Here is a 26,555-nt window from a genome sequence, read left to right as displayed (position 1 = left end):
CGATATCGTGATTCCATGACGACTTCCACCCTTGACGAGGACACACTGTTATCACTTGCCTTTTCTCTGCGGGCAAACCCAGGGGCATACGCAGTACTCCTTGGCGCTGGCGTTTCTGCCCCGAGCGGAATCCTCACTGCCTGGGGTGTAGTGACCGATCTGATCTCCCGAGTCGCCGTGCTTGTCGGAGAAGACGCACCTGAGGATCCTGCGGCGTGGTACGAAGCACGTTTTGGTGAGGAAGCCAGGTACGAAAATTTGCTGGAGAAGCTGGCGCCGTCCCAGCTTGAGCGACAACGGCTCTTGCGTGAATACTTCGAACCGGCCGATCCTGACGATGAATCCGAGGCGAGAAAGCCTACGTTGGCGCATAGGTCGATCGCCAAGCTGGTCAAAGCCGGGGCCTTGCGGGTTCTGGTGACGCTTAACTTCGACAGGCTGTTGGAGCAGGCAATTAGGGATGAAGGCATTGAGCCGACAATCGTTGCGTCGGCGGGCGACGTGGCGGGGTTGGCTCCGCTTCATACTTTGGAATGCTGCATCGTCCATCTACATGGGGACTACCTCAACCCGAGTTCCATGCTGAATACGACGGCAGAACTTGATGTCTATGAACCGGAGATGTTGGAGCTTCTGCGGCGTATCCTTCGCGACTATGGCTTGATCATCGCCGGCTGGTCGGCGACCTACGATCCTGCTCTAGTGACTGCCATCAAAGCCAACTACCCTTCCCGGTACACAATGATGTGGATTGAACCCGGCTTTCAATCCACGTTGGCGGCAGAATTCAGGCAGCTGATGAACGGCTACTTAGTGCCCCTAGATGCAGATACTGCTTTTGGCCGCCTCGCAGACTCCTTGGCCGCCCTGGTGAACCGCGCAGCGCGTCATCCCCTAACAGTCTCCGCAGCTGCGGAGACTGCCAAGAGAGAACTGTCCGGACGGTGGGTTGCGATCCGTTTACACGACACACTGTCTCGGGAATTCGACCGGCTTCGGCGCGTCCCCGAGCTGAACTTGGGGGAAAACCTAACCGAAGCGGAAGACGGCTACTTGGCGATGGTCGGCAGAGTAGAAGAGGCAAGCAGGGTACCGGCCGCTTTGGTCTCAACCCTTGCGTACTGGGGAAGCGATGACACCGACGGCTGGTGGATAGAAGAGCTCGATCGATTCTCACATCAGCTGAGGGCCTCTGGCCTCGTGAAACTTCTTCGGATGAACCATATAGCCGGCTCTATTCTGTTCTACGCCGCCGGTATCGCCGCCGTCGCCTCCAAACGTTACCCCCTGGTGCGCCGCTTATTGTCACGGGAGGTGCCAAGCGGGCACAAGGATCAGGATGAGCTGCTCGCGCGCATCTTCGGCACGGACCGGGCTCTGGAAAACGCGTCTCCCCGGCTCTACGGTTTTCTCCGTCCTGTGCTTTCTGAAGCTCTCTCTATCAGCTCCGAAGCGCTGGAGGATGCGTGGCAGCAGTTTGAGGTCCTTCGAAACGCGAAAATAACAATGGCCCACAAGAATTTCCCTGATGGTTGGGAAGCTTTCTCGGACGCAGAGAGCGATCTTGACCTAGAGCACAGGATCGGCGCCGAAGGCTCTAGTGGTGACAAGCTCGACGGGGCACGAACACAGATGTTCAGAGAGCAAGACGAAAGACTGATGGAGATTGGCAGGCTCGCGGATCTTTGGAACGTTCACCTCTACGCAGTCGACAGACGACTAAACGAACGCTGGCATGTCCCAGTCGCCGAGCGACTCGTCAAGGAACTTTATTCTCAAGGCGATGCACATCCCTTGGTGCGGGCCGGGCTGGGATCTAATTCACAACAGCTGGCCGTAGCACTCCGGGGAGTGAGTAAGTTTGCAGGAGACATTGCCAACGAGCTGACTTGGAAGCGACTAAACGTCGGAGGAAATCGCGTGGGAGCCGGATTCTTGCCCGACGAAATTTGGATTGATACTGGCATGACAGCTCAGGAACACGCCGTGCACCACGAGGCTGGCTCTCCCTGACACGGTCCCATTGTGGCTGTAGCCCCCACCAAGGTGTTCCGGTTCCAAGGAACTGGGACAGCCCAACTGCACACCCGACGCCGTCGCGACCATCTGGCCGTCGCGACCATCTGTACGCCTCTTGAAGCCGCCGTCCATAGTGGGCCAACTTGATGCCCCCTCTCTGGACATGTCCAGAGAGGGGGCGTTCAATTGAAGTTGGGGCGCCTGGTGCACTCCCGTGGCCGCCGTCAATGGCAGTCACAACTTGCTGTCCGCTGCAAGGAGGGGGCGGTATGGACCAGCAAAAATCGCAAGAACAGGGGCCAGTTCAGGTTGCGGCCGAGGCGTTCGCATCACTGCGGCTACCGAACCACCTGACGCTGGAGAGGCTCATCGCCATCGTGGCCGCCCGACGTCGGCGTCGAATCGAGATCGAAGCCACGACGATCCTCAACGGCACGTCCGTCTGCGGTCTCTGGTTGTCGACGGATACTCGGGAAATCATTCTGCACGCCGTCACGGACTCAGCGCTCCATAGGCAGCAGTTCATCCTTCATGAACTTGGGCATATGATCCTGCGCCACGATGAGTTGGGAATTTCCTCCGACTATGCAGCAAGCCTCTTCCCGAATCTTGACGGAGAGATGGTGTCACGAGCTTTGGCACGGAGCAGTTTCGTCGACGACCTGGAGGCCGCAGCTGAGACTCTCGCAGATCTTCTTGCCGGCGCTATCCGCGACAGCACCATGGAGCCAAGGTCATTTGAGCAGGTTTTCGGGTGATCCAGGCAGTCACGGCTGCGGTCATCTGGTGCCTCGTTCTGTGCTTGCTGCCAGGCGCGCGCACGAGGAAGGACCACAGCATCCTCGTTGCCGCCGTTGCGATTGCAACGGCGCTCTCCTTGAACGTCGATCCAATCTATCTCGTGGGTGATCGAGCCCTCGGCGGCCGCAACCTCCTGGATCTTCTCGCGAACATTTTGATGGTCGTGGGAATCTACTTCCTTTCCCAGGCGATCCTCCGGGCCTCAGAGCTTAACGATGCACCTGTGCGCAGAGACCGTCGCGGCCTCCTAATTCTGGGTCTAGTCTCCGTGGGGCTGGTCCTTGCATTCCTCCGCATCGAAGCACCCGCGTCCTCAACGAAATTCATGTTGGATTACGGGGACCAGCCTGCTGCCGCCCTCTATTCCGCCATCCAGTTTATTTACATCGGGGTGGTAGTCGGCGTCACCGGATACGTGTGCTTTAGATTCCGACGTCGGATGGCCGCATCTTACTTTCGCATCGCCTTCACCCTCATCGGCGTTGGGTGCTTCCTCGCAATCGTCGTAGTGTTCTCAGTCTTGGGGATGGACCTAGCCCATCTTCTCGGAGACCAGGCGACCATGCAGCAGTTGGCTGCCATCTACGACACCAGTTTTGCTGGGGCGATGTTGTTCCTGTGTGCTGGACTGGCCCTGCCACCAGTTGCGCGCCGGATCGCTCACCGAACGCAACTGAGGACCCAGGCTGGCTTACTCGAAGACCTCACATCCACTTGGGAAAAAGCGACAGCTACCCGCAAGGATGGACGCATGGCGACGCCCACTGGAGTCATCGAGCGGGGAGACTCAGAGACGCGGAGGCTTCATCGGATGCTCGTCGAGATCGAGGATGCTCTCCTGATGGATCCCGCTGCTGCTAAGTTGCTGGATGAAGCTGATTTCCAAACATTGACTCGGACAGAGAGCTACCTCGCTTCCCATAGGAGCACGCAGGGTGGTCGATTGGGCATGGCGCGATGGGGGAGGGGGAAGAACCCAAGTGGCAGATGATGCCGTAGAACCCTCTGAGTCGCCGCAGGCCAGGCTCGCTCGCAAGATTAATCTCCTGCTGGATTTGTATGAGTCCCGAGGAACAGGCCCCTTGTCCTACAGGGAGGTCAGCGAAGCAATGTCTCAGCATGGCACGCCGTTGTCGCGGTCAAGATGGGCCTACATGCGAAGCGGTGACAGCTCCCTGGCTATGGACCAGGATCTGCTGCAGAACCTCGCGTCATTCTTCGGCGTGGATCGCCGATACCTTCTGGATGACTCAACAGAGATACCCGAACTAGTGGAAGCCCAGCTCAACCTCCTTAGGTCGATGCGTGAAGCTCGCGTCAAGAATTTCGCAGCAAGGCAATTGCAGGACTTGTCTCCGGAGACGCTGGCGCGGCTTAGGGAGGTCATTGACAAGCATGTCAGGAGCGAAGATGAAGGCTCCTAAAGTGCTGGGCCCGCTGGCGCTTGCAGCTGTATGTGCATCTTTTATAACGTTCCTCGGCGCCGCCTACTTTGCGCGCCGGGTGGTGGTGCCGAGCACTACACGTCGGGAGGATCTTCCCATCAGGCAAGTATTCCCCGGCGAGGATGGATCCCTGAGGATCGAACTGCCAGCGACCCTATTAACGAGAGCGCCAGGCCGATATAGCTTGTGGTTCGACAACGGGAAGGGCCACGCCTGCATAGGGGCTGTAATAGCCGAGGACGCCAGCGGGGGAACATTGACTCGGCTTGTGGAGCGAGTCGACTACGGTGACATACACGCTGCTACCGCCGGCATCTGGAGCGGGTACGCGTACTCCAAACCCGAGCAACTGGGTCTGCCATTTGAGAACGTGGAGATTCAGGTCGACGGCGGTATGGCACCCGCATGGAAATTCGCGCCCACGGCCGCCGGTCCGGTGTCTTCGACATGGGCCATCCACGCGCATGGGATGGGTGGAAAACGAGCCGGCGCCCTTCGCGGTGTTCCTGTTGTGAGCAGACTCGGCATCATATCGCTGGTCGTGTCGTTCCGGAACGACGGCGAAGCGCCGCCGTCGAACGATTCCCGGTACTCATTAGGCCAGAATGAGTGGTTGGATGTAGAAGCGGCCATCAACTACGCCGTGGACCATGGCGCTGAGCGGCTCGTATTGTTTGGATGGTCCCTGGGCGGCTCGATGGCCCTGCGTGCAGCAAATCTCTCAGCCCACTCTGATCGGATCGTCGGCCTGGTGCTCGCGGCTCCCGTTCTGGATTGGGCCGAGACTCTGACGTCTAACGGGAGTGCCAGTGGATTGCCCAAAGCTATCGCCAGGGCTGGGCTGAGCTTGCTGGGTTCGAATGCGGGCCGCTGGGTCACGGGTCTCAAGCAATCCATTGACCTCTACGCGCTGGACTGGGTTACCCGCGCTGCCGAGCTCAAGACGCCGACGCTTATTCTCCACGGCGTCGAGGACAAGTCGACGCCGGTGGAGGTCTCCGAGCGGTTCGCGGAACTGCGACCGGACCTCGTTCAACTGGTTCGGTTCGACGTCCCCGGGCACTCGCTCGAGTGGAACGGCGCTACCGAGAAATGGGAGTCATCCGTTGCCCGGTTTCTGACGTCGCTGCCGGCTGACTGAAACGCGGCCGCCAGGTCAGCGAGTTGCCTTTCGATTTCGTCCGGCTGAGCCATGTACGTTCCTGAACGGGGAATGATCATGCCTGCCTCGGACAACAAGGTTAGGTGTCTACGGACGCATGTGACGGCTATGTTCAGGGCTGCAGCAAGTTGGTTGGACGTCGCCGGGCCGCAGGTAATCAAAATGCGAATGAGGCGGCTTCGCGTCCGGTTCATCAAGATGTTCGCCATGAGACCACAACCACGTGATGAGGAAGCTCTTGAGCCCGCTGTAGACGGGTCTACAGCAACACGATACGCTCATCCCCATAGTGATGGAAGTACGGTGCCCCACTTATTGCGTAGGGAGTTTAGCTAAGGCAATACTGGGCAAGAATCGGTGGCTCGTATCCGAGGGCCATGTGAGTCTGGGAGGTGAACGTGTCCGCAGATGGAGAAGATGGCAAAGGCACGGAAGCCTCCCCGCAGGCCGAACTTGCACGCCGCTTGAACTTGCTGCTCGACGTCGTCGTGGCCGAGAAGGGACAACCCGTCACGTTCCGCGAAGTCCAGGAAAAGCTGGGGAAGAAGGGGATCAAGCTTTCTAGAGCCCGCTGGTTCTACATGAAGGACGGCACGGGCAGGCTGGTGAGTGACCCGGCACTACTGGGCGCCTTGTGCGAAATCTTCAATGTGGATCCCGCGTATCTGCTCGGGAGCGACACCACAGATCTGCCTCAGCGGATTGATTCCCAGCTTGAATTCGTGAAATCTCTCCGTGCCGCGAGGGTGAAGACGTTCGCGGCCCGCACCCTGGGGGATGTGTCGCCGGAGACGCTCCGGGCAATCACCGAGTACTTGAACAAGGACATTAGCCGCCGGCCGGAGGGGGAGCGGGCGGCCAGTTCGCAACCCGACGGGGGCGAGGAAGCGGAAAACGAAGTGTAGACGCGCCTTCGCTACGAAGGTACCCAGCTACTTCTCCAGCAGGTACTTAAGGTGAGCGTCGAGCAGTTCCTTGATCCGGACAGGGTTCGCCGAATACCGTGGTGACCGTCCGTGTCTACGTCCAGGCTCGACGTCGACTGTCACCACGCCTGCCTCTTCGAGCGCGGCCAGATGCTTGGCCACGCTGGGATCGCCCGCGCTGACAGCAGCGACGATGTCTCCGCGCGTCGCGGGCCCAGTGGCAGTGAGGAATCGAAGAATCTCGTTTCGCGCCCGGTTGCCGAAGGTTGCGACGGCAGCCTCCACGTCAGCCGACCAGGCGGCGTCGTGAGGCTGCGTAATTCTCGGCATAAGGTCATTCTTCCCGAAGGCGGTGCAAAAAGTAAGAACCGCACTCTTGACGATACTTTAATTATCTTCGACAATAATTCCTATAGCTTCTTCTGATCGTTGTTGGATCTCCGCATCCACTAACTGGGGTGGCCGTTTGCGCGACTCTGCGAACTACTCGATCTGAACAGTCAAAGCGGTGAAGCCATGGAAATTGAAGCCAAGGCGTATCAATCTACAGAGGGACTAGAGACGGTCGCTGACGTTGATGTCTCATTGCGAAGCGCACCTCCGCCGGGAGAACCCGTCATCCAGATCGACCGGATCATGGTCGCGGTTGATGGGGTGCACCGGTACGTCGTTTCTCGGCTCGCGCGGATCGGGCGATCCTGCGATGTGGACGACGTCATGCAGGACATCCGGGTCGCCGTGTGGGACGGGGTTGCGCGGGGACGTTACCGGGAACTGCCCGGCATCCCGTTTGAAGCGTGGGTCCAAGGTGTCTGCAATAAGATCTGCGCTGCCCATATCCGGCGCGAGCTTAGCCATCAAACGTTGCCCTTGCTTGTTGACTTCACGACGACGGAAAGCTCACCGGAGCTTCTTGCTGTCGTCCATGCCGGTGCGGCAGGAAACGACGTCGAGAACTATGTTGATCAGGCCTGGGCACACGCCATGCTGGGCCTGGTCCAGCGCAGCGTCAGTGAGGAAACCTGGAGGCTTGCCGTATCCGGCCTCACGGGGCCGAGGCATTACGGACCTCCGTCCCCCAAAGACCGGCGTCGATGGCATGCCGTAACCGTCGTTCGGCAGACGGCAAAGACAATCAACACGGCATTGAACTGCCACCCCGAACCCGGATTAGGCGTCGACGAACTCTGCCGGTGCGCTGCGAACTGCCTTCCCACAAACGTTCTTCGGAGCGTCGCGGAGACTATCGTCCGTCCGGGACTGCGGGGACTGGATAGGTCCGTCCAGATGGCTGCTCTGGCTTGCGAGCTCGGCGTCACCGAAAGGTACATTGCGGTCAATATCGGATTTGCCCGGCAGCTGTACCACGCAGCTTGGCGCGTGCTTCAGCACGAAGTACATAGACCGGCTCTGTAGGTCTTGGTCGTCATTCACCGGAGTTGGCCATGAATTGGTTCCGAAGAGTTAGCCGCCGGGAGTGGCTGGCGGGAGGGCTGGTTGCCCTGCTCATGATTAGTGCGGTCTTCCTACTTTGGCCTGCCGATAGTCCCAGCGGACCGGTCCCGTCGACCACGTCCGCAACCGCGCCTTCAATTGCGAAGCCATCAGGCACTGCCACTGCAACCGGCAGTACGTCCGGTGTTCCTGACGAGCCGGTCGTTACGGCGGATGCGTCGGCGGATGGTTTGCCACGTACCCGCGATTACCGGACGCTCGCTGTAGCGGCAGCAACGGGAATCTATAGCTGGGACAGCCGTTCGTCGTCGTACTCAGACGTATATGCCAAGGTGCGGTCCTGGTGGGAGTTGCTGCCCGATGGATCGAATCCCTTATCTGTGCTGGTTCGGGAGTTTGAAGGGACAGGCGTGACAGCGGCGACGTTCACCACCCTGGCAGAACACTCCGCTCGCCGAAGCGGCACCGCCGAGTCGTTGCGCTGCGATCTCGAGTTGGCCAAGGTTCAGGAGTATCCGGCCCCGTGGGAGGGCCTCCACGTATGCACTGTGACGGTGCAAGTTGTAGACGAGTCCACTAACGGCAGAAGTGCCTATGCGGCACCTGTCACGGTGATGGTCAACTGTCCTCCTGCCACCACCGCTCCATCTGGGCACTGCGCCATGGTTGCCTTCTACGCGACCGCAGAGAGAATCGTCTACTAGTGTCTGGACTGGTGGCCGTCGCAGGCCTCATGCGGCGCCGGGCATTTATGAAGGTCGTATCGGCGGCCGTTTCCCTCGCTCTGCTGGTTGGCGCCATGGCATTTGCCGGAGGCGTGGCGGCGCTAACTGGTATGGCGCGCCAATCCGCAGTCGCCTGTACACCAGTAGGATCCGAGGTGTCCACTGCCCCTAACGTCACTGGTGCCGGCTTGGAAGTTCGGAACGCCGGACGCTTGCTCTACGAGCTGACGCCTCGTCAGGAGAGCGTTGCGCGGACATACATCGCGGTCGGCAAGCAGCTGGGCATACCGCGCTCCGGCCAGATCATTGCCATCATGATGGCGCTGCAGGAGTCAAGCCTGCGCATGCTTGCGAACCCCAGCGTGCCGGCTTCCCTGCATTTCCCCAATGACGGCGTTGGACGTGACCACGACTCGATCGGTTCAGCGCAGCAGCGCCCGGCGGCAGGTTGGGGGACGGTTGAGCAGCTGATGGATGCCTCTTACAACGCGCGTGCCTTCTACGGGGGTCCGTCTGGACCGAATCGCGGAAGTCCGCGAGGACTGCTGGACGTTCCCGGTTGGCAGGCAATGGACAAAGGTTTGGCGGCGCAAGCCGTCCAGGTGTCTGCTTTTCCTGAACTGTATGCACGTTGGGAGCCTGCGGCCACGGCAATCGTTGCTGCGCTTGAGGGCGGCACTGCTACTGCCTCTTGTGCAGATTCCTCGCCCGCGCCGCAACCTGGAGCACCTTCCCGTAGCTTGAGCCAGCTGCGTCAGGACATTCTGAGGTTCACGCAGGACGGTCTAGGCGGCAGATATGTGTGGGGAGGGACTGCCTTCAAAGCTTGGGATTGCTCCGGCTATGTGCAGTGGATCTACAGGCAAGCCGGAATCGAGCTGCCGCGAGTAGAACAGTGGCGTGTGGGTGTCCGAACAGAGGACCCTCAACCAGGAGATCTGGTCGTTCAAAATCCCCAGGGACCTGACAACTGGGGCCACGTCGGCATCTACGCGGGCGACGGCATGATGTGGAGTGCTCTGAACCCGGCGGTAGGGACGTTGTTGCATCCAGTGAGTTGGAATCCTGGTCCTGCGTATTTCGATCTGTTGGAGCGCTAGAGAACTCTTCTAGTGCCATTAGTACGTCGCTAACCTGCGACGTCCCGCCTATCGCTGAGACTTGTTATTGACCGCCTGAACCGAACATATACCAACGGGCAAATCAACCCAGCTCGATTTCAGGGCAGAATTACGTTCATGGCAGCTGTTTCGATTGCCTTTGTCATCCTCGGTGCAGCCCGGGCTTCCGGGAGGTTCAACCCTTGCTGGCGGCAGCGGTCGTTTTCGACAGCGCGACGCGCCGCTTACAGCGTGGAGGTTGCGGAGGACATCGGCCAGCCAGTGTCGAATAGATGGCACATGGTCAAGCTGACGCTTCCTTGCTTACGGTAGCGGCGGCATTTTGTCGGCGTGCCAATTCGTCAAGCAATCGTAGGGTCGAAAGATTCGTCCAGAATACCCAGTCCAGGAACTCCTCCCCGTAGTCCGACTTCTGGGACTTATCCCGGTGTCGGAGATTAAAGGTATTTGCAATTCGGAAGAGATCGCTCTCGTCACCAGAGGAGAGTTTCCGACCGATTGCCTTCCGCTTCGGTTCCATCTCGCCGTAGAGCATCACAATCGCGGCGCGCTTCTCGGCGATGGATGCGTCACGAGCTCTGAATTTTCTAACGGCATGAGCCACTTCGTCTTCGGGGGCGTCGGCGCGTTTAGTAATCTCGGAGCTGGCGAGGTCGTCCAGGGGCGAGTTGAAATGCCGTATAAGCCGCCCTTGCTCTTCGCCCGAGGAGCCTAGCCGGAGCGGTACGCGGTGGTTCTCCAGTAACGCGTTAAGTCGCCAGCGATAGACGCTCTGCCCCGATTGGCTGTTCCAGTTCTGATAGTGCAGACCACAGTCCCCGTAGCTGTGAATGGTGGCTGTTCGCGGCCTTTGGGCTTGGTCGTGAAAATACTCGACTAATGAGTACACCGCCCCATCGGAGAGCCCGAAGATATCGCCGGGGGTCATGGGCCACTTTACGTCCAGCTTTGTGGCGCGGCGGATCGTCTTTCGAACCTCGTCCAAATCGAGGGGGTCGTCGACACAGTTCTTTTTCAGGACCTTGGGGAAGTAGCCTACCTCCTCCAACTCGGTTATGAGTTCGAAGAAGTCTTCAGCGAAGGTCTCGTAGGGTTTGTCTGCTGCTAAAGCATTAGCGGCTCCGTTCCGCTCCGCCCAGTAAACGGGCGCCTTGTAGGGCCGTAGCCTGGAGTGGTCCTTCAGGAGATCGGTCAACCAGGCCCGAGCCAGTGCATCGCTCTGTGGAAGCCACGTCCTCGTATAGGCGTTGTCAGGGGGTATTGCAGCCAGAAACGCGGAGGCCACTTCCTCGTCCTCGTAAGCCTCAAGTAACAGGTGGCTGACCTTAGAAACCCACTCGGGGTCACCGGAAGGCAATTCCAAAATGCGCCGGGCTTCCCACTCGAATAGGGGCCGAGGCCAAAGCAGAGCGTAGGTGGGATCATTCATAGCTAAAACGATAGGGGTTCGTGGCGGCATTTCCCGGCTGGAGACCCCTTGTTCGATGACGAAAGTTGCCGCTGTATTCGCTGGCGCTGGTGTCGAATAGAAGACACGTGACACATAGGTGACGGAAACTGCGCCGTAGAGATACAAGTGTTGTAATCTCACCGCATGTCCTCGGAAGTTGGAGTATCTCAGCCCCCACCAAATGATCCGACCTCCGGTTCCCGGTCAGATGATATGCATAGAGAGCCGACCTGGAAGCAGAACCTGGCCGTTGCGGTAGCGGGTGCTTTAGCAGGTGCACTACTAACTGGTATCGGGGCATACTTAGTGGCTCAAGAGGCCGGTAGACACTCTCTGCGCACCGCGGAGATAACGGGGGATTACCTTCTACGCAATTCTGAGAATGAGTTCCTCCGAGAACAACAGATAGCTGCGTACGGCGACTACATCGAGGACCTGCTTACTCTGGAAGAAAAGTACCGAGAAGCAGTCGAGATAATTGCCCCTGCCGTACCGACGGATGAGAAGCAGGCAAGCGAGGAGGCGACCAAGGCCGCTCAAAGAGCTTTGGAGCTTCGCGGTGAGTTTGACGATGCTATGGACGGCATAACGCAGTCAAAGTCAGTGGTCGACGTGGTGGGCCTCGACGCCGTCAAGAGTGCCGCTAAGACAGCCATCGAGTGCTATGGGCCGCTGAAGGGTGAGATACAAAATCACCTCGCGGCACACTCAGCAAAGAAGCCGATCCCCCCTATGACGCAAACTTACGTCCAGGCGCTGGACAAGATGCACGACGTGGGGCGTGAACCTTTCACAACAGAGGCGCGAAAGAGCCTCGATATTCCGGACGCCATTAGCAGCAGCGCTAAGGTGAGTGCATGGTCGCAGACGAAGACTCAGCCAAGTCCGGGCACGAGTCCGGCCACGAAGTGTATGACATAGTCCTGGCGGCCGAGGAGCTGCTCGGCGGCAAACTGTCCGGCGAGGAGCTGGCTGAGCTCCATTGCCGATGGCGGTACTGAAGCTTGCGTCACGACAGCGCCAGCGGGCACAGGGCACCCGAACCTCCAACGAAGACGCAAGAGCCGAGAATCCACCAGAGCATCTGCGGCACTTCCTTGCGCCTATTCGTCCTATCCAGATCTGAATCATGCCCTGCAACGTGCCCATGTCATCGGTCATCCGCGCGTGTGCCGATTTGCTCAGCGGCAGGGTCTACGGTCCCTTCCTTAGCGGTGCTCTCGTGCCGAGCTCCAGTCTTAAAAGGATGGGTTGTGAGACGTTCTTACTGCTCCGTCGTGACTGTCGTGATCAAGGCTCTGCCAATGGTTATGGAAAGAGGTCATGTCGCTTTCTTCCGCTGGTTCCATGAACCCGTGAGCTCATCTGCTCACTCCATGGAATACGACGGACGGAGCACCCATGTTTTTCGCAGCGGTGGACCCGGGGATCACCCCGAATGCGAGCTTTCCCTTCCTGGAATCGCTCAAACAGATCGGCGGCGGCATCCTCGTCGGCGCCTTCATCATCATTGCCATCGTGGCCATCATCGGCGCTGCGATGCTTTTGGCTGGCAAACTTAGCCAGTCGTCACGTCTTGCTTCGGGCGGTGGCGTGATCCTCCTTTGGACCGGCCCGGTTGCTGCCATTCTCGGGGGCATCAACGGCTACATCCTTTGGTCGCAGACCGCCTTCCCGCTTGGATTTTAGCTCATGCCTGTTGAGTGTGACCTCAATGGATGGTGGCCGCCCGGCTGCGGTTTGGTCTCACAAGCGAACGACAACGCAATGGGCGCAGTCACTTCCCTCTTCGCAAACATCCTCCAAAGCATGGCGGCCTGGCTTTGGGCCTTTATTACCGGCGCCTTCTCAGTGTCGGACGTCGACGACTCCCAGTGGCTCTCCATTGAAGGGCTGACGAGGTGGTGGGTGGTCGTCATGATGACGCCGCTCGTCGTCGTGATGATCCTCCAGGTCTTATCGGGCCTGGTCAGCCAGCAGCCGAGACGAATCGGCCGCGCGATGCTCGGCGGCGTTGCCGCCATCCCACTCGTGGGGGCTGCTGTGTATCTCGTCCGGCAACTGACGCGGGTGAGTGACTTGGCATCGGCCGCGCTGCTCGAGTCGATTGGGTCGGACCCATACCTCGTGTTCATGAGGCTCTTTGGGTTTGAACGGGCACCAGAAGGAAGTGGTCGGGAATGGAACTTGGTATCGCTTGCACCTGGGACGACAGGGGGCCCAGCCGGTGCCGTCGTCGTCACAGTGATGGCAGTTATAGTCGTGTGGATCCTTGCCTTCATCCTGATGTGCTCGATGATCTTCCGTTCCTTTGCACTCGTCGTTTTGGCGGCCGTCGCGCCGGTGGCCCTGATGCTTCTGCCTTGGGACAAGACAAAGTCCTGGGCACGCCGCTGGTGCGAGGTGGTCATTGCCCTAGTGTTGGCGAAACCCTTAGCCGCAACGGTATTGGCCGTTGCAGTGAAGCTCTTTGCGGAGTCAAAGTCCTTTGCTGGTTTGGCGGCCGGAACGGTGGGCATGGCGCTTGCCTGTGGCGCGCCCTTGATGGCCCTGCGCTTGGTTAGCTTCGCGGGTGGGGAACTTGCGGCAGCGGCCCAAACGGCCGGTGGCGGCCACGTCCTGTCGCGGAGCAGCAGCGTGGCGGCTCGCCAGATCAGTCGGCAGACAGGTGGTCGCCTAACTCTTGCTGGCTTGGTGAATCGTTCGGCCATGACCCGGCCAGTCAGCTCAAGCCGTAGCCTCTTCCCGACACAAGTGTTGGCCCCCGCTGTCCGGTCCGGCGTGCCGTCGCCCCACGGTGACGGGGGCCAGCTGGCCCTGAGAATCGCGCCCTCCACCGGAGGCCCGAACACCCTGATGTCGCAGCAGGGCTTAGTGCGCATAGACCCTCACGAAAACACCAGTACCGCCCCGGCATCCGCCCGGCAGGCTCCACTCGGAGATGCCGAACCGCAAGCGCATCCCAACGCAAGCCCAGCGGCGGCCCCTTCTAGGGAGCGGCCTCCGAAACCCCATCCACCAAGAATCGACCCTCCGAACGGAGGAAACCCACATGTCTGAAGATGCTCGTGCCCTTGAGGCCGTTAAGTTCCCGAGATACGAGCGCCGGGGCTTCTTCCTCGGCCTCAAGTGGTACCAGTTGCTGATCGTCGCGGGGGGAGGGGCAATTGCCATCGTGGCTTCTGCGAGTAGTGGGCCGGTTGGCCTGTTCTCCTCCGGCCCCCTATGGCTTGGGCTTATGCTGCTCGGGCTCCTCCAGTTTTCCCGCATCCCTTATCCCGCATGGGCAAAACAGCTCGCTGTGTTCTTCTACCGGGCAGCCGCGGGGCAAACACGGTTCCTTGCAAAGCCCGCTGTTCCGCAATTAGCTGGTCGGCTCGCCCTCCCGGGTGGTCTCGGCAACATGGAGATTCGAACAATGGCCAGTGGTGAATGCTTCATGGTCGACCGACACGGCCGGGAGGCAATCGCTGTGCTGCGCTGCAGCACGCGATCCTTTGCCCTCCTGGATGCAGAGGAAAAAGCGTGGGCGGTGCAAGCCTGGTCACGTGTGCAAGCCGGCATGGCTCAACGGCCAGGCGTGGCCAGGATTGCCGTCCAGGATTACACCGTGCCCTATCCGTCGTCGGCACTCTGGGAGTTCTACAGAGGCCACGCCATACCGGTCCAGGACGGTGAAAAGGCTGCGTGGGGACAACGGGCGTATGAGGACTTGCTCAGTGCGGCGGGATCAACTATGAGCCATGAACTCCTGGTGGCAGTAGTCCTGGATACAAGCAAGGCACGACGGCGAATCAAGGAGTCGGGCGGGGGACTGGTCGGTCTGGAACACGTCCTGCGGCTGGAAGTCGAGGCGATGAATACGTCCCTCGGTACTCACAGCGTGAAGGTAGAAGGGTGGATTGGGGAATCGGGAGTACTAGGCATCATCCGTGGTGCATTCGATCCCGCTGCTTTGCCGGCTACCAAAGCGCCCGTTGCGGTAGCACCGCCGTCGGACGAACTGGCAAGTAAGGCGATGGATTCTCTTCACCGCCATGGCCCAATGGCTGTAGAGGAACACTGGACCTATCTGCGGACCGACACCGGGTTCCACCAGACTTTCTGGATCGCTGAATGGCCGCGCCAGAAAGTCTTTCCGGGATTCCTGCACCCGCTGATCTACGTGGGCGAATTCCGCCACACGTTCACGGAAGTCATACGGGCAGTGCCTACCGCTGAAGCCCTCCGTGACATCCGCTCCGCGCAGGAAGCGCATGAAACCCGCCGCCGCATCAATGCCCGCTTCGACAGGCCCCTCACCCGTGAGCAAAAGGCCGAGGAAGAGGAAGTGATCCAGAGGGAGGAAGAGATCGTCGCCGGCCATGGTGACGTCCGTCCGGCGGCTTACATCACCGTCACGGCGACCTCGCTGGAGGACTTGGCACGGCATCGCCAGGAACTTGAGTCCGCTGCCGCCGGGGCGTTCGTTGAGCTCCGGCTTCTCTACGGACAGCAGTGGGCCGCGTTTGTCGCCGGTGGCCTGCCGCTTGGAAGGGGACTGCGGTGAAACAGGCATTGAAAAGCTTCGAGTACCTACCGTCAGGGAAGAACCGGATGGGACGGAAGGCACGAGGGCGGCCCACACCGCCCGGTGAAGGGTGGGCGAGTGCCGCGGTAGGGGACAAGCAGCGCGACCCGCAGGGGTTTCGCCTCGCGGGTGACTGGGGGAGCAGCGAGCCGAACTCCCTGCGTGGTCCTCATCGGCTGCGGCCCGCGCCCCACCGCGCATCAACCATGACGTTTGCGGCCGCCTACCCGTTTCTTACGGAGTCGGGGCTGGGGCACGAGGGAACCTACATCGGTACCGATGTGTTCGGGTCCGGGGCTTTCTCGTATGACCCTTGGATCCTTTATGACAAGGGGATCATCAGCGGTCCTTCCATTGTTGTTATTGGGACAGTCGGCACCGGCAAGTCCATGTGCGGCAAGTCGCTCGTGACGCGGTCAATCACACTAGGGCGAAAGGCAGCCGTCGCGTCTGATCCCAAGGGCGAGTGGGTTGCAGTGGCGGCGGCTGTTGGCGGCAAGGTCATTTCCATTGGCCCGGGCCGGCCCGCGAGAGTGAATCCCCTCGACGCCGGTCCACGCTCCACTGCCCTTACCGAGGCCCAGTGGCAAGCGGTGGTGAGGCAACGGCGTCGGTATCTCCTGGGGGCTTTGGTTTCGCTCATGCGGCAAGGCACGCCCCTTCGCCCCGTGGAGCACACAGCCTTGGACATCGCCCTCATGGAAACCATGGCCGAGAACTCAAACCCGACCCTGCCCATGGTGCTGGACCACCTCCTCAAGCCGTCGAAGGAGATGACGGCCCTGGTTGGTACAGATGGAGCAACCGCCGTGAGCCACTCACTGAGACGTACCGTATCCGGTGATCTCGAAGGCATGTTCGATGCTCCATCCACTGTGGCCTTCGACGCTGACGCCCCGATGATGGTGATGGATACGTCAGCGCTGATCGGAGCGTCGGAGCAGGCCCTCTCGCTAGCCGCGGCCTGCGGCGCCACGTGGTTGGAAGCCGCCATCACCAATCCCGACGGCGGGAAGCGGCTTGTGGTGTACGACGAGGGGTGGCGGATGCTCGCGGATCCGTACATGTTGGCCAAGATGAGCGAACAGTGGCGGCTAGCCAGAACGTATGGGATTGCAAACCTGCTCATCATGCACAAAGTCGCCGACCTCAACGAGATCGGGGACAGTACTAGCGGACACCGGCAGAAAGCCTTGGGTCTGCTGACTGAGGCTGACACCAGGGTCATCTACCGGCAGAAGCACGACGCCATGCGCCTGACCAAGGAAGCGCTCGGCCTGACCGAAGCTGAGTGCGAGCATGTGGAGAACCTCCCGAAGGGCGTCGGGCTCTGGAAGGTGGGGAACCGCTCCTTCATCGTGGCAAACCGCGTGACCACGGACGAGCTTGCCGTGTTCGGCACGGATGACAGGATGCTGTGAGGAGGCCAGGCAGCGCACGGGCTGCAAGCGACAACCCTTTGGTTACCGCTGGGCTTGTCGCCGCTGCAGCCTACATAAGTCTTTGCGTAGTGGTGCAGGCAGCAGCGCACGTGGCCGGCTCTTGGCAGTGCGGCGCCATGCCGCCGCCGCCCTTCAACCCTGCCGCCGCCGTCGGACTCATCGCCAACAGAATGGAATGGATCATTGTTCGCCGGGCTGATTGTGTGTTTGGCACAGACAGCGTCTGGTGGGTTCTGGCCCCGGCTCTACTGCTGGTTGGTGCGCTCGCCGTCGGTGCGGTGGTCCTTTGGCGGCGATGGAAGCAATCGGGCGGCTGGCTGCGCCAGGACATACTGAACCGCGACGGCGTTGCCCGCCGGGCCGAGATTCTCCACGATTTTGGCGCGAGGGCCGTGCGGAAAAGAGGAAAGTTCACGCGCCCGGGACTCGCGAATCCTTCCGTGCAGGATCTGTCATGGACGCTGGGCCGCTCACGGGGCGTCACCGTTCATGTTTCCACGGAGGAGTCGATGGTGATTCAGGGTGCGCCACGATCCGGCAAGGGCTTGTACGTCGTCATCAACGCCATTCTTGATGCGCCGGGGGCAGTCGTCACAACATCCACGCGTGCGGACAACCTGGTGGTGACGATGAAGGCGCGGGCTTCAGGTGGGCGACCCGTGACCGTCTTTGACCCACAGGGTATGTCGGGGATCCCGTCGTCGCTTCGCTGGTCACCCGTACGTGGGTGCGAGGACCCCGATATTGCTACCCGGCGGGCGTTGGTCATCACCGCGGACACGGAGATGAAGGGGGAGAACGCAGCGTGGCAGAAGCGTTCCCTGATCGTTCTTCAGTGTCTGCTGCATGCGGCGGCGCTGTGCGGCGAGGGAGTGAAGGCTTTCCGACGCTGGTCTTCCAGCCCTGTACTGGCGCGGGAAGCACTGGAGGTGCTGAGCCGGCCCGGGGCTGCACTTGGCTGGCAGGCCGACCTGATGGGCATACTCGAAGATGACCCGCGGAATACGTCCAATTCGTGGATTGGGGTTTCGGCGGCGGTGGCGCCGCTGTCCTCGCCCAAGGTGCTGGCCGCGCTGAATCCGCAGGATGCATCTGAAGAGTTTAATCCGAAAGCCTTCATCCGGGAGCGGGGAACCCTGTACCTGATTGGCACTCGGGCTGGAGCCGCTGCCGCAGGGCCGTACCTGTCCGCGCTGATTGACGACATCGACAATGCAGCGCGGGAAATGGCCTTCGTATCGCCAGGAGGACGGCTGGAGCCACCTCTTTCCTTGATCCTCGACGAAATCGCCAACCTGGCCCCATGGCCCGGGCTGCCTGTGGCGCTGTCCGACGGCGGCGGTATCGGGATCTCAACGCTCGTCGTTTTGCAGTCGTTGTCCCAGGCCCGTTCGGGCTGGTCCATCGATGAGGCATCGACCATCTGGGACTCGGCGATCATCAAAGTGATCTTTGGAGGCGGATCTGACGAACGGGACCTGCGTTCGCTCGCCGGGTTGCTGGGGGAGAGGAGCCTCACCCTCACCACGCGGTCCTGGTCTTCCGCTGGCCGGCAGGACGGGGAGCAGATACGGGAAAGTCCTGTGATTGCTCTGGACGAGATTCGACGCCTGCCCGCTGGCACCGCGCTGATGCTTGGGCGGCGGACTCGACCGATCCTGCTCGACCTACTCGAGTGGCACAAGCGTAAGGACGCAGGGGAGCTGCGCCGCTTGAAGGCGGAGATGGAGCGCATCTTGGCCGACGGGCACAGGGAGCGTCAGCAAAAGACAAAAGGGGCGCCGGATGCGCAGCCATGACGAGACCGAGGAGTTCGATGTTCCGTCTGCTGGCTCCTTCGGGGACGACGAGATCACCGCACAGTTGTTTCGATCCGCTTTTGGTGCTTCAGCGGCGTCCAAGAGCGTGACCCGCCGTTGGCGGGAAATGACTCCGGAGCAGTCCCAGGAAGTTTGGGGTGCCCTTTTCTCATGGGTGCGATGGCTTGTCGCGACTTATCAGCTGACGACGTCGGTCATTCCTGACTGCTGGTGGCGTCACCCCGAGATTGTGGCTGAGTTGTATGCGCTTCACCGCGCTGAGCTTGCCTCCTACACCCAAGATGACCCGGGCTTTGGCCCGCTTGCCTTTCACGAAAGGCTCCCGCACGCCGTCGAACGCTTGCGGATGCACACCAGGACCGCCGGGTGTGTGGGGCTGCAGGCACACAAGGAGCCTGCGCCCCGAATCCTGTCTGGTGATGACCCTGACTTTGTTGAGTGGCGGAAGGCTGCTCATCAATTGGTTGCTGACTTCTGAGTCATGTCGCTCTTCAGGTGCTTAACCATGAACGGGTGTCTGCGCAGCGATGCTGCGGTCCAAGAAGCATGAAGGGTGGCTGTCGTGGCCGCTACACCTGAAGTTCCATCTAGCATTTTGCCTGGCCAGAGCTCTCCGGAAGCCAGCGTCGGCGCTCGCCGTATGGCGCCCGAGGAGCGAATCGCCTCATTGATGGATGGCCTCCACTCGATCCTTGAGGAGGCGGTCGAGTCACCTTCACATTGGCAGGTTCTGCTCGATGCCTCAGCCAATTTGTGGCGGTACTCAGGTGGCAACGTCGCCTTGCTCATGATGCAGATGGCGCAGCGGGGTACGGACGAGCCGACGCTCGTCGCCGGGTACAAGGAATGGGAACGACACGGCCGCACTGTCCTTCGTGGCGAGCAGGCCCTGTGGGTCATTGCACCTCGGACTGCCCGTGTGCAGCAGATGCTGCTGCCCGACGGTACGCGCCAGCGCATTCCTCTCGGCGACAAACTTCCCAAGGGCGCCATCGACGAGGGGAAGAAGACCCTCATCACGGGTTGGCGCGGACAGGCAGTCTTCGACGTTTCGCAGACCCAGGGGGCTCCGCTGCTGGTTCCCAGGCCGAGTGATGCCCCGACTTTCGACGCGCTACACCTATGGGAGTCGCTGGCTCGTGGTGCCCGCACGCATGGCTTCTCGATCCAGGTCACCGATGCGCAGTTCGGGCTGACGAGCGGCTTCACTGACTTCGCACAGCGCCAAGTTCAAGTGGGCGGCTGGCTGAACGCGGAGGAGCGCGTCGCCGTCCTGGCACACGAGCTCGGCCATGTCCTGCTGCACGGGCCCGACGACAGACTGGGCAAGCTTTACGGGAGCAGCGTGGACCACCGCGGCCTTGCCGAGGTCGAGGCCGAGTCTGTGGCGTACACGATCCTCAAGGCTCATGGAATCGACCGGGGTCGCCAGTCTGCAAGTTACCTGTCCGGCTGGGCTGATGCAGTGATTGAGGCGGAGCATTCAGCCGCTGTGCGCAGCTCTTCTCTGAAGCAAACCGCCTCGCGGGTGGATATTGCGAAGTCAGTTTTAGGCCGCGTCACGGCGGCAAGCAAGGACATCCTCGAATCCACGAATCCGCCTGGTTTTGGCGGGAAGGTTCCCACTGCTGAGGTCTCGCCCCAGGTGCAAGGCAAGGATTCGTACGTAGGCCTGCAGCAGCCCGGCGGACCATCCCGAGGGTTGGAGATTTCCGGACCGTAGGGCGGCCGCGAAGTGTTGGACGGGAGAAACCCGTCTGCGAAAGAAAGGGCAGAAGATATGAGTACCAAGATTCCGGTCAACATTGCCGGAAACCTCGTCGCGGACCCTGAGCTCACCTACGGTGAGTCCGGGGTAGCGCACGCCAAACTGCGGGTTGCTGTGAACCAGCGGATTCAGGGAGCCGACGGGTCCTGGCAGGACGGAGAGCCTGTCTTCCACAACGTCTCGGCGTTCCGCGCGCTCGCAGAGAATGCTTCGAACTCCTTGAAGAAGGGTGACCCCGTTACGGTGTCGGGTGAACTCGAATTCCGTGCCTTCGAAAAGGACGGCGAGCGGCGGGAAGCCCGCCGGATTGTTGCTGAGACGATCGGTCCTGACCTTCGGTTCGGCACGGCGGCCTACCAGCGCTCACCGCGGGCGGCAGCCGGTCCGGATGCTGCTGCAGATGCGGGTCTTCAAGCGGCACCCGAAGCTGCCCAGCCTGCTTACAGCATCGCTACGAAAGGACCGGTGGCCGCGCCCCCTTTAGGCGGGCCGGCGCGAGCTGACATAAGCATGTAGCTGACTGCTGCTGGAAGTGGGTGGCCTGATCCTCATTTGGACCAGGCCATCACCTTGTCTACGCTCCGCTTGTACGCTCTGACGCTTTCGGCCGCCGCTCTAAGAGAGTCGGCGGAACTGCCCAGGCTTCACCTGCACCAGGATCGGCAGCGCGAGCTGGACAGGTGCGGTGCCGACCGGCTTATCGAGAAGATCGTTGTCGACGTCTGTCCTCTCAGCTCCCCTGAGGGATCTCTTTCCATGCCCACGACCCTAGGCACGACCGCGAGCCGTGCGTTCCTTCGACACGCACGGCGCTACCCGATGATTGCCTGATCGTGGCCGGGATGGCTGCCGACTACAACGCACTGCTGCCCTTCCACTCTTCGGGCTTTACCCGCCTGATGCTTGAGGAATGAGCCCACCCCATGTGGTACTTGCCTGAAGTATCCAGCCACTCGATGAGGCCGTACTTGTGGGTCCACCCGACAGCTTTACCGTAAATTCCGCTGACGTACACAAGCGGACGCCCATACTTCGGAAAATCTCGGATGGGGGCCGGGTCGTCTATCGGCCGGCTTGCTTCGGCGTCCATGCGAATCATCATTCGCTCGACATCTTCAGGGGAGCCGGACTTGATCATGAAGTCATTTTAGAACATACGTTCGAATGTTTGTATCGCCGGAGCGTCGTAACAGTAGATGCCGCTTAGGGGCTCCGGCCTTCGGCGGGTGCCCAAGCTAAGCAGTCGGCGGCTCGAACGAAGTACGTCTCCGGCCATGGTGTGCTGGGCATTACTTGAGTGGGGTCGGGGGTGATGAGCAGGACGGATCCTGGCCATAGTGGTTCGGGTAGTGCTTCTATCCAGGCACGCTGAACGTGGTTGAGGCGGTTCCACATGATGGTGACCCATGAGCCGGTGGGTTGCACCGCGTCGACGCTGAGGAGGGTCACCTCTGTCGTGGTTCCGTTGGCCAGCTTAGCGTTGTCAAAGGATCGCCATCTGTTTGCTGCATTAGCGAGCCAAGTCCGTCGTTGGGCAGATCTTTTCCCCCATAACAGCGCCAGCACTAGAACAGTTGCCAGCAACAAGCTGCCAACGATGACCTTCATGACGAGAGGAAGTTCCGTGGCAGCCAAAGCTACGAATGAGAAGGCAAAGACTATGAAGACAACCGCGCTAGCTATCACTAGTCCGGTTGTCGCTACCTTGGGTCTTACCGCCGGATTGACGACCATTCGCATTACCTCCCTACCAGATTAGAGCTGCCAGCCGGCACCTGTAAGGAGGACTTGCTGAGAAAGGGCTGAATCCAAAAGTGAGTTATCTAGTTGAGCCGTGCCACGGCGATGAACATTGTTAATTGCTGCGTTGATTCGTTCACGCTGGCCCTGTTGTTCCCATTCGTAATCCGCGGGAGACGGACCCAGGGGGAGGGGAGAGTCCGGCAACGCCCACCTGTCGCGAAAGACGGCAACGTCACGGACCAGCTGCCAGGTTTCGCCGCTGGTGCTATCTCCGACGGCTTCAAGCAAAGCACGTTTCCACTCAGGATCGGCTGTCAGCGCTGCCATGCTCACGGTCTCCGTTCTTTGGGAGATACGTACCCTGACCTGCTGAATCATCGACGCTAAGTCAGGGCGCGGAATGGTGAGCTTTTCAACCAGAGGTTCCTCAACCGCCGTCGTCCTTCCTGTCATGAACCGGCGGAGGCGCACGCTGAGGACAGCGCAGCGATCATTGGCAATACTACTTTCCTGGCAGAACTGGCTCAGTATGCGCTCGGTACCCTGCCGGCTGACGGCTGTGGCTTTCCGCCATGCCGCGACAGTTGCGCCCCACGACGGAGATTGTTCGAATTCCTGTGAGGCACCAGGGGCATGTTCGTCCAACTGCTGCCTAAGATCCAGTCCTGCCGCGATCTGCGCGAGGTAGTCATACTCCGCGTAGAGCCGCTCAAGGCTGTCCGCCTTCCTAAGCTCCGCGTCACGAATCTCGTGGGCAGTCCGTTCGGCGCCCTCAGCCGCCAGCACCTCGCCAAGGATGCCCTGCCATGAGAGCTGCAGTGATGGATCGACAGCTAAATGTTCGGCGTCGTCACCTTCGCTGACGTAGGCAAAGTTGCCGGAACGGCCGCGGGTCATGCTCACATACAGCAGCTCGCGCGTGAGCCTGCCCTGAGTGATCACGGTGTGGCCCGTGTCCACGGTAAGGCCCTGGGAACGGTGTGCCGTGGTTGCATAGCCCAGCTCGACGGATGTCTCCAGATATGCCCGGGGGAGTAGGACGCACGCGCCTGTGTCCCGCCGCCGCGCGAGCAGGGAGCCGTCACGCCGACTGATGCCTTCGACGTCGAACAGCGTTCCGTTCCTCACGAAATTACCGTCACTGTCCACTAGCTTTCGGTTATTTCCGCGGGCGATGACCGTATCACCGGAACCCGCCCCTAGGCCATCGCTGAGCAGCACCGTCTGCTCTGGATCCACCTCTCCCTGGGCCACTCGATCCGCCTGCGCCCGTTCATTGAGCATGCCGACCGTTTCATTGTCGGCGGCAATGAGGATGGACGACTTGCCTGCCCGGGTATCTGCCTGCCAGGCGAGGTACGCCTGGTCAGCCATATTCAGGTAGGTGCCGTGCCGGATCCGCCCATGTTGGGCATAGTCGTTGACGGCTGAGTAGTCACCGTTCCGGAGCTTGAGCGACGACGCACGCTCCCACTCCCCATGGAATCTCCAGATCGTGCTCAGCCGTGTTGCCTTCCCCTGCCGGTCCAGCCAGCCAAGTACGCCTCCGGCGTCGATGGCATCCAGCTGTCCCGGGTCGCCGACCAGGAGGATCTTCGCGCCAGCATTCTGGGCCTGCTGTACGAGAGCCGCAAGCTGGAAAGTCGAAACCATCGACGCTTCGTCAACGATGATGAGCTGATTCGCGTGGAAGCACCAGCGTTGCTGGGTGGCAGCGAGCTGCGCCGCCTCCTGGGCTAACGTGATGCTCCAGCGCTCGCCGAAACGAGCCGTGGTCAGTTGCGAATGCACGTTGAAGAAGCGCCCCGCCCGTGAACTGGCCCCCTGTCCGGCCGATTCGTGCAGCCACTTAGTGACGTTTTCCGTTGCCATAGCGAGTTCGCGGCCCAGCACTTCCGCGCTGGCAGCTGCCGGGGCAAGTCCTATAACGCTGCCAGCGCCGTACTCCGCTTCCCAAACTGCTTTCAGTGCACTCAGCGTTGTCGTCTTTCCCGTGCCCGCTGGCCCCACGATGGCGTCGAGACGGTTGCCGCTCAGGACCACCTCGGCGACGGCGGCACGCTGATCGGAGTGAAGCACTCGGCTCTCCGGCTTTTGGACTCGGTCAAGTAGATCCATAATGACGTCGGCGCGGACTGCAGGGCCGCCGTCGTCGTCCCTTGCTTCCATGACCGCGCCCTCGCAGGCGAGCGTGGACGTATCGGTGTAGAGGCGTGACCCGTGAAAGTCGAAGACGCTTCGAGGCCCATGCTGGACGTCTGCCTCGGCGTGGGCCGGGACGGTGTACCGGTAATCATTCAGAGGCACGGATTGCTGCTCGGCTGCGGTGGCGATGGCGTCCATGAGCGTGCTCCTGTCCGCCGCCGTGCGGCAACGCACCTGGGCACAGACGCGTTCGGCTTCCGCAAGGAGATTCCAGCGATTCCAGGTTGAGCGCTTTTGAGCGACCCGCTCACGGGTCAGGGTGGCGACGGCGGTGATCCAGTCAGGGGTCAAATCAGTGAAGGCAAATGGCGTAATTCTGGAACGGTTGATCGTTGCCGGAATAACATCGTCCGGTTGGAATCCTTTGGCGGTGGCGCGTGCCTTCCATTCTCTGGATAGCTCGTGCAGGGGAGTGGGGAGCTCGGACTTGGGAACGCGTGTGGTCAGGGTCGCTTGCTGCCGCAGCTTGATGACCGTTGCTGTGCTTGGCGGACGGCCGTGTTCCATTGTCCACTCCGCGACGAGGCGGTCTGTTTCCACGTTGATCAGCCGGGACCGGTTGGAGAACTCGCGGATGAGGTCCTCATCGATCCCGGTGAGCTGCTGGCTGGGATTGCCCGTGTTGATGACGGGGAGGCGGATGTCCGTGTCGCTGCCAAGTTTCCGGTGGAGCGCGTCAAAGAGGAGTCCGTTGTAGTGTTCGCTGGCAGCGACGGTGGCCTTGTATAGCGTGCGGGAGTCAAGGGTGACCCAGGCGTCGTCGGTGATGCGCTGGATGCGGTTGGCGATGACAAGGTGGGTGTGAAGTTGCGGGTCGCCGGTGCGGGATTCCCAGTGGTCGAAGGCGGCGGCGATGGCGCCCCTTGTGCCGACGTGGGCGACGCCGTTTCGTCCGGCGCGGGTGTGGATGACCTGCTCTTCCAACCAGGCAAGTGTTGCTTTCACTGATTCGTGGTGGACGCGGAGGATTAGGTCTTGCGTGCTCCTAGGGCTGAGTGCCCAGAGGACTGACACTGACTTCGGCACACTGAAAGTCAGGTCGAAGCCAACGACGGCGTTCCTCCCTGCTGGTGGGCCGGTTTTGTTTTCGACGGCGGTGGGTTGGCTATGCGGGCGGCCCAGTGGTGCGTTGGTGTCCGGATGTACGGCTAAGTCGAAGACTGCTTTCGCGTCTGTTTCGGTGACGCCGCCGCCGGCACCTCTGTTGATGCCCGGCAGTCCGCTGCCGATCCACCATCCTTCAGGCGTCCCGGCCTTCATGTAGTAGGTGGTGGCTTCCGGGGGAGTAGTGGTGAGGTCGTCCATCATCGTGGTCTTGAACAGATAGCGGAGACCCGACTGTGCTGAAAGGCGTGCGATGGACATCGTCATGACCGCGGCGCTCCTGCCTGGCGCTTGGATGGATGCCATCCGCGGCGGGCGAGGATGTCCAGCGTTGCGGGGTCCAGGGCGACACCTTTTGCGTTCGCAAGCGAGACCAGCCAAGCTGCGAGATGCGCGAGGTCCTGCACGTTGGTCCGTTGCGCACGCTTCAGCCGGGCTACTTCGAGCTGGAGGACATTGTTGCTTTGACGCTGCTCGGAGTTCTCAGCTTCGAGACGATCGATCTCACAGGTCTGGGAGCGGAGCTTGGACTGCAGAATCTCGACACGCCGCTGGCAGATCCTTGTCCTAGTTGCCAGCTGGCGCTGCAAAGCCTTCAGCTCGTCCTTGGGAACTACGGCTCCGGCGTCAGCCTCTACCGCCACTGCGAGACGGCGCGCAGTTCGACGCATCCGGTCCCGCTTCCTGTTGCCGCAGCGGATCGAACAGAAGCGCTGACTTTTGCGGGAAGGCTCGAAGCCCATCGTGCACTCTTCGCAATTCTTGATCACGGAAGTTCATAAGATCGGGGTCCGGTTTC

At 60.8% G+C, this 26,555-nt stretch carries 25 protein-coding genes; 16 read left to right on the top strand and 9 right to left on the bottom strand.

Translation table 11 applies throughout. The annotated features are described in order from the left end of the window. Nucleotides 1–15 precede the first annotated feature (15 nt). The 5 genes from AU175_RS02500 to AU175_RS02485 all read left to right on the top strand — a co-directional run bounded on the left by AU175_RS02500 (nucleotide 16) and on the right by AU175_RS02485 (nucleotide 5,406). Nucleotides 16–2,013, top strand: coding sequence for an SIR2 family protein (locus AU175_RS02500; protein WP_197497025.1), 1,998 nt, complete (start codon nucleotides 16–18; stop codon nucleotides 2,011–2,013). 275 nt (nucleotides 2,014–2,288) lie between these two features. Then, entirely contained in the window at nucleotides 2,289–2,777 is a 489-nt protein-coding gene (locus AU175_RS02495; RefSeq protein WP_066285563.1) for a hypothetical protein, read from the top strand. Continuing rightward, a complete protein-coding gene (locus tag AU175_RS02490) occupies nucleotides 2,774–3,811 on the top strand; it encodes a hypothetical protein (protein ID WP_066285561.1) in 1,038 nt (345 codons plus the stop codon). The genes AU175_RS02495 and AU175_RS02490 overlap by 4 nt, the downstream gene beginning before the upstream one ends. Next, complete coding sequence (locus AU175_RS21165) at nucleotides 3,801–4,244, top strand: hypothetical protein (protein WP_082978984.1); 444 nt, start codon at nucleotides 3,801–3,803, stop codon at nucleotides 4,242–4,244. Before AU175_RS02490 ends, AU175_RS21165 begins: the two co-directional genes overlap by 11 nt. Then, nucleotides 4,231–5,406, top strand: coding sequence for an alpha/beta hydrolase family protein (locus tag AU175_RS02485; RefSeq protein ID WP_197497024.1), 1,176 nt, complete (start codon nucleotides 4,231–4,233; stop codon nucleotides 5,404–5,406). Before AU175_RS21165 ends, AU175_RS02485 begins: the two co-directional genes overlap by 14 nt. On the opposite strand, the gene AU175_RS22725 is transcribed toward AU175_RS02485, so the two are convergent. Next, nucleotides 5,298–5,621 (bottom strand): helix-turn-helix domain-containing protein, encoded by a 324-nt coding sequence (locus tag AU175_RS22725; protein WP_442855303.1) that lies wholly within the window; start codon nucleotides 5,619–5,621, stop codon nucleotides 5,298–5,300. The two genes, AU175_RS02485 and AU175_RS22725, sit on opposite strands and share 109 nt — an antisense overlap. Nucleotides 5,622–5,825: 204 nt before the next feature. Between AU175_RS22725 and AU175_RS02480 the strand changes: the two genes are divergently transcribed. Next, nucleotides 5,826–6,332 carry a hypothetical protein gene (locus AU175_RS02480; protein WP_066285558.1) on the top strand — a complete coding sequence of 169 codons (507 nt, stop codon included), beginning with the start codon at nucleotides 5,826–5,828 and terminating at the stop codon, nucleotides 6,330–6,332. A gap of 27 nt (nucleotides 6,333–6,359) precedes the next feature. Here the strand turns inward: AU175_RS02480 and AU175_RS02475 are convergent, their stop codons facing one another. The 3 genes from AU175_RS02475 to AU175_RS22235 form a co-directional block, all read right to left on the bottom strand. Beyond that, nucleotides 6,360–6,683: an ArsR/SmtB family transcription factor gene (locus AU175_RS02475; RefSeq protein WP_066285556.1), complete on the bottom strand. Its 324-nt coding sequence runs from the start codon at nucleotides 6,681–6,683 to the stop codon at nucleotides 6,360–6,362. A gap of 252 nt (nucleotides 6,684–6,935) precedes the next feature. After that, on the bottom strand, nucleotides 6,936–7,211 hold the full coding sequence (locus tag AU175_RS22240) for a hypothetical protein (RefSeq protein WP_231938444.1): 276 nt from the start codon (nucleotides 7,209–7,211) through the stop codon (nucleotides 6,936–6,938). Nucleotides 7,212–7,253: 42 nt separating this feature from the next. Next, on the bottom strand, nucleotides 7,254–7,415 hold the full coding sequence (locus tag AU175_RS22235) for a hypothetical protein (protein WP_231938443.1): 162 nt from the start codon (nucleotides 7,413–7,415) through the stop codon (nucleotides 7,254–7,256). A 1,330-nt stretch (nucleotides 7,416–8,745) separates the two neighbouring features. On the opposite strand from AU175_RS22235, the gene AU175_RS22230 reads away from it, so the two are divergent. Then, nucleotides 8,746–9,633: a C40 family peptidase gene (locus AU175_RS22230; protein WP_156642162.1), complete on the top strand. Its 888-nt coding sequence runs from the start codon at nucleotides 8,746–8,748 to the stop codon at nucleotides 9,631–9,633. A gap of 304 nt (nucleotides 9,634–9,937) precedes the next feature. On the opposite strand, the gene AU175_RS02455 is transcribed toward AU175_RS22230, so the two are convergent. After that, nucleotides 9,938–11,083, bottom strand: coding sequence for a hypothetical protein (locus AU175_RS02455; protein WP_066285548.1), 1,146 nt, complete (start codon nucleotides 11,081–11,083; stop codon nucleotides 9,938–9,940). A gap of 165 nt (nucleotides 11,084–11,248) precedes the next feature. Between AU175_RS02455 and AU175_RS02450 the strand changes: the two genes are divergently transcribed. The 9 genes from AU175_RS02450 to AU175_RS02410 all read left to right on the top strand — a co-directional run bounded on the left by AU175_RS02450 (nucleotide 11,249) and on the right by AU175_RS02410 (nucleotide 21,220). Continuing rightward, nucleotides 11,249–12,025 (top strand): hypothetical protein, encoded by a 777-nt coding sequence (locus tag AU175_RS02450; protein ID WP_156642159.1) that lies wholly within the window; start codon nucleotides 11,249–11,251, stop codon nucleotides 12,023–12,025. 480 nt (nucleotides 12,026–12,505) lie between these two features. Continuing rightward, a complete protein-coding gene (locus AU175_RS02445; RefSeq protein WP_056084497.1) occupies nucleotides 12,506–12,793 on the top strand; it encodes a hypothetical protein in 288 nt (95 codons plus the stop codon). A 78-nt stretch (nucleotides 12,794–12,871) separates the two neighbouring features. Continuing rightward, entirely contained in the window at nucleotides 12,872–14,164 is a 1,293-nt protein-coding gene (locus AU175_RS02440; RefSeq protein WP_197497023.1) for a type IV secretion system protein, read from the top strand. Next, nucleotides 14,157–15,653: an SCO6880 family protein gene (locus AU175_RS02435; protein WP_156642155.1), complete on the top strand. Its 1,497-nt coding sequence runs from the start codon at nucleotides 14,157–14,159 to the stop codon at nucleotides 15,651–15,653. Before AU175_RS02440 ends, AU175_RS02435 begins: the two co-directional genes overlap by 8 nt. Nucleotides 15,654–15,880: 227 nt before the next feature. Continuing rightward, complete coding sequence (locus AU175_RS02430; RefSeq protein ID WP_156642152.1) at nucleotides 15,881–17,095, top strand: ATP-binding protein; 1,215 nt, start codon at nucleotides 15,881–15,883, stop codon at nucleotides 17,093–17,095. An 89-nt stretch (nucleotides 17,096–17,184) separates the two neighbouring features. Continuing rightward, nucleotides 17,185–18,915 (top strand): type IV secretory system conjugative DNA transfer family protein, encoded by a 1,731-nt coding sequence (locus AU175_RS02425; RefSeq protein ID WP_156642150.1) that lies wholly within the window; start codon nucleotides 17,185–17,187, stop codon nucleotides 18,913–18,915. Beyond that, a complete protein-coding gene (locus AU175_RS02420) occupies nucleotides 18,902–19,414 on the top strand; it encodes a hypothetical protein (RefSeq protein WP_066285540.1) in 513 nt (170 codons plus the stop codon). The genes AU175_RS02425 and AU175_RS02420 overlap by 14 nt, the downstream gene beginning before the upstream one ends. Before the next feature lie 84 nt (nucleotides 19,415–19,498). Further along, the gene (locus AU175_RS02415; RefSeq protein ID WP_156642141.1) at nucleotides 19,499–20,659 is read left to right on the top strand and encodes an ArdC-like ssDNA-binding domain-containing protein; all 1,161 of its coding nucleotides are present in this window, start codon (nucleotides 19,499–19,501) and stop codon (nucleotides 20,657–20,659) included. A gap of 57 nt (nucleotides 20,660–20,716) precedes the next feature. Beyond that, a complete protein-coding gene (locus AU175_RS02410) occupies nucleotides 20,717–21,220 on the top strand; it encodes a single-stranded DNA-binding protein (protein ID WP_066285536.1) in 504 nt (167 codons plus the stop codon). A 337-nt stretch (nucleotides 21,221–21,557) separates the two neighbouring features. Here the strand turns inward: AU175_RS02410 and AU175_RS02400 are convergent, their stop codons facing one another. The 4 genes from AU175_RS02400 to AU175_RS02390 form a co-directional block, all read right to left on the bottom strand. After that, nucleotides 21,558–21,842 (bottom strand): hypothetical protein, encoded by a 285-nt coding sequence (locus tag AU175_RS02400; RefSeq protein WP_156642139.1) that lies wholly within the window; start codon nucleotides 21,840–21,842, stop codon nucleotides 21,558–21,560. A 65-nt stretch (nucleotides 21,843–21,907) separates the two neighbouring features. After that, nucleotides 21,908–22,438: a hypothetical protein gene (locus AU175_RS22225; protein ID WP_156642137.1), complete on the bottom strand. Its 531-nt coding sequence runs from the start codon at nucleotides 22,436–22,438 to the stop codon at nucleotides 21,908–21,910. A gap of 21 nt (nucleotides 22,439–22,459) precedes the next feature. Then, nucleotides 22,460–26,023, bottom strand: coding sequence for a MobF family relaxase (gene mobF / locus AU175_RS02395; protein ID WP_197497022.1), 3,564 nt, complete (start codon nucleotides 26,021–26,023; stop codon nucleotides 22,460–22,462). Continuing rightward, complete coding sequence (locus tag AU175_RS02390) at nucleotides 26,020–26,427, bottom strand: hypothetical protein (protein ID WP_231938442.1); 408 nt, start codon at nucleotides 26,425–26,427, stop codon at nucleotides 26,020–26,022. The genes mobF and AU175_RS02390 overlap by 4 nt, the downstream gene beginning before the upstream one ends. Nucleotides 26,428–26,555: the final 128 nt, after the last annotated feature.

The sequence above is a fragment of the Arthrobacter sp. B6 genome (assembly GCF_001663775.1).
In the GTDB taxonomy this organism is placed as follows: domain Bacteria; phylum Actinomycetota; class Actinomycetes; order Actinomycetales; family Micrococcaceae; genus Arthrobacter.
The sequence above is the reverse complement of the archived record's forward strand: the minus strand, read 5'-3'. Positions and strand labels throughout refer to the sequence as shown.

Bases quoted from the DNA above. Each gene is read 5' to 3' on its own strand.
- AU175_RS02500 (WP_197497025.1), top strand. From the start codon at position 16: ATGACGACTTCCACCCTTGACGAGGACACACTGTTATCACTTGCCTTT.
- AU175_RS02495 (WP_066285563.1), top strand. From the start codon at position 2,289: ATGGACCAGCAAAAATCGCAAGAACAGGGGCCAGTTCAGGTTGCGGCC.
- AU175_RS02485 (WP_197497024.1), top strand. From the start codon at position 4,231: ATGAAGGCTCCTAAAGTGCTGGGCCCGCTGGCGCTTGCAGCTGTATGT.
- AU175_RS22725 (WP_442855303.1), bottom strand. From the start codon at position 5,621: ATGAACCGGACGCGAAGCCGCCTCATTCGCATTTTGATTACCTGCGGC.
- AU175_RS02475 (WP_066285556.1), bottom strand. From the start codon at position 6,683: ATGCCGAGAATTACGCAGCCTCACGACGCCGCCTGGTCGGCTGACGTG.
- AU175_RS22240 (WP_231938444.1), bottom strand. From the start codon at position 7,211: ATGGCTAAGCTCGCGCCGGATATGGGCAGCGCAGATCTTATTGCAGAC.
- AU175_RS22235 (WP_231938443.1), bottom strand. From the start codon at position 7,415: ATGCCTCGGCCCCGTGAGGCCGGATACGGCAAGCCTCCAGGTTTCCTC.
- AU175_RS02455 (WP_066285548.1), bottom strand. From the start codon at position 11,083: ATGAATGATCCCACCTACGCTCTGCTTTGGCCTCGGCCCCTATTCGAG.
- AU175_RS02450 (WP_156642159.1), top strand. From the start codon at position 11,249: ATGTCCTCGGAAGTTGGAGTATCTCAGCCCCCACCAAATGATCCGACC.
- AU175_RS02445 (WP_056084497.1), top strand. From the start codon at position 12,506: ATGTTTTTCGCAGCGGTGGACCCGGGGATCACCCCGAATGCGAGCTTT.
- AU175_RS02440 (WP_197497023.1), top strand. From the start codon at position 12,872: ATGGGCGCAGTCACTTCCCTCTTCGCAAACATCCTCCAAAGCATGGCG.
- AU175_RS02435 (WP_156642155.1), top strand. From the start codon at position 14,157: ATGTCTGAAGATGCTCGTGCCCTTGAGGCCGTTAAGTTCCCGAGATAC.
- AU175_RS02430 (WP_156642152.1), top strand. From the start codon at position 15,881: ATGACGTTTGCGGCCGCCTACCCGTTTCTTACGGAGTCGGGGCTGGGG.
- AU175_RS02420 (WP_066285540.1), top strand. From the start codon at position 18,902: ATGCGCAGCCATGACGAGACCGAGGAGTTCGATGTTCCGTCTGCTGGC.
- AU175_RS02410 (WP_066285536.1), top strand. From the start codon at position 20,717: ATGAGTACCAAGATTCCGGTCAACATTGCCGGAAACCTCGTCGCGGAC.
- AU175_RS02400 (WP_156642139.1), bottom strand. From the start codon at position 21,842: ATGATCAAGTCCGGCTCCCCTGAAGATGTCGAGCGAATGATGATTCGC.
- AU175_RS22225 (WP_156642137.1), bottom strand. From the start codon at position 22,438: ATGGTCGTCAATCCGGCGGTAAGACCCAAGGTAGCGACAACCGGACTA.
- mobF (WP_197497022.1), bottom strand. From the start codon at position 26,023: ATGACGATGTCCATCGCACGCCTTTCAGCACAGTCGGGTCTCCGCTAT.
- AU175_RS02390 (WP_231938442.1), bottom strand. From the start codon at position 26,427: ATGCGTCGAACTGCGCGCCGTCTCGCAGTGGCGGTAGAGGCTGACGCC.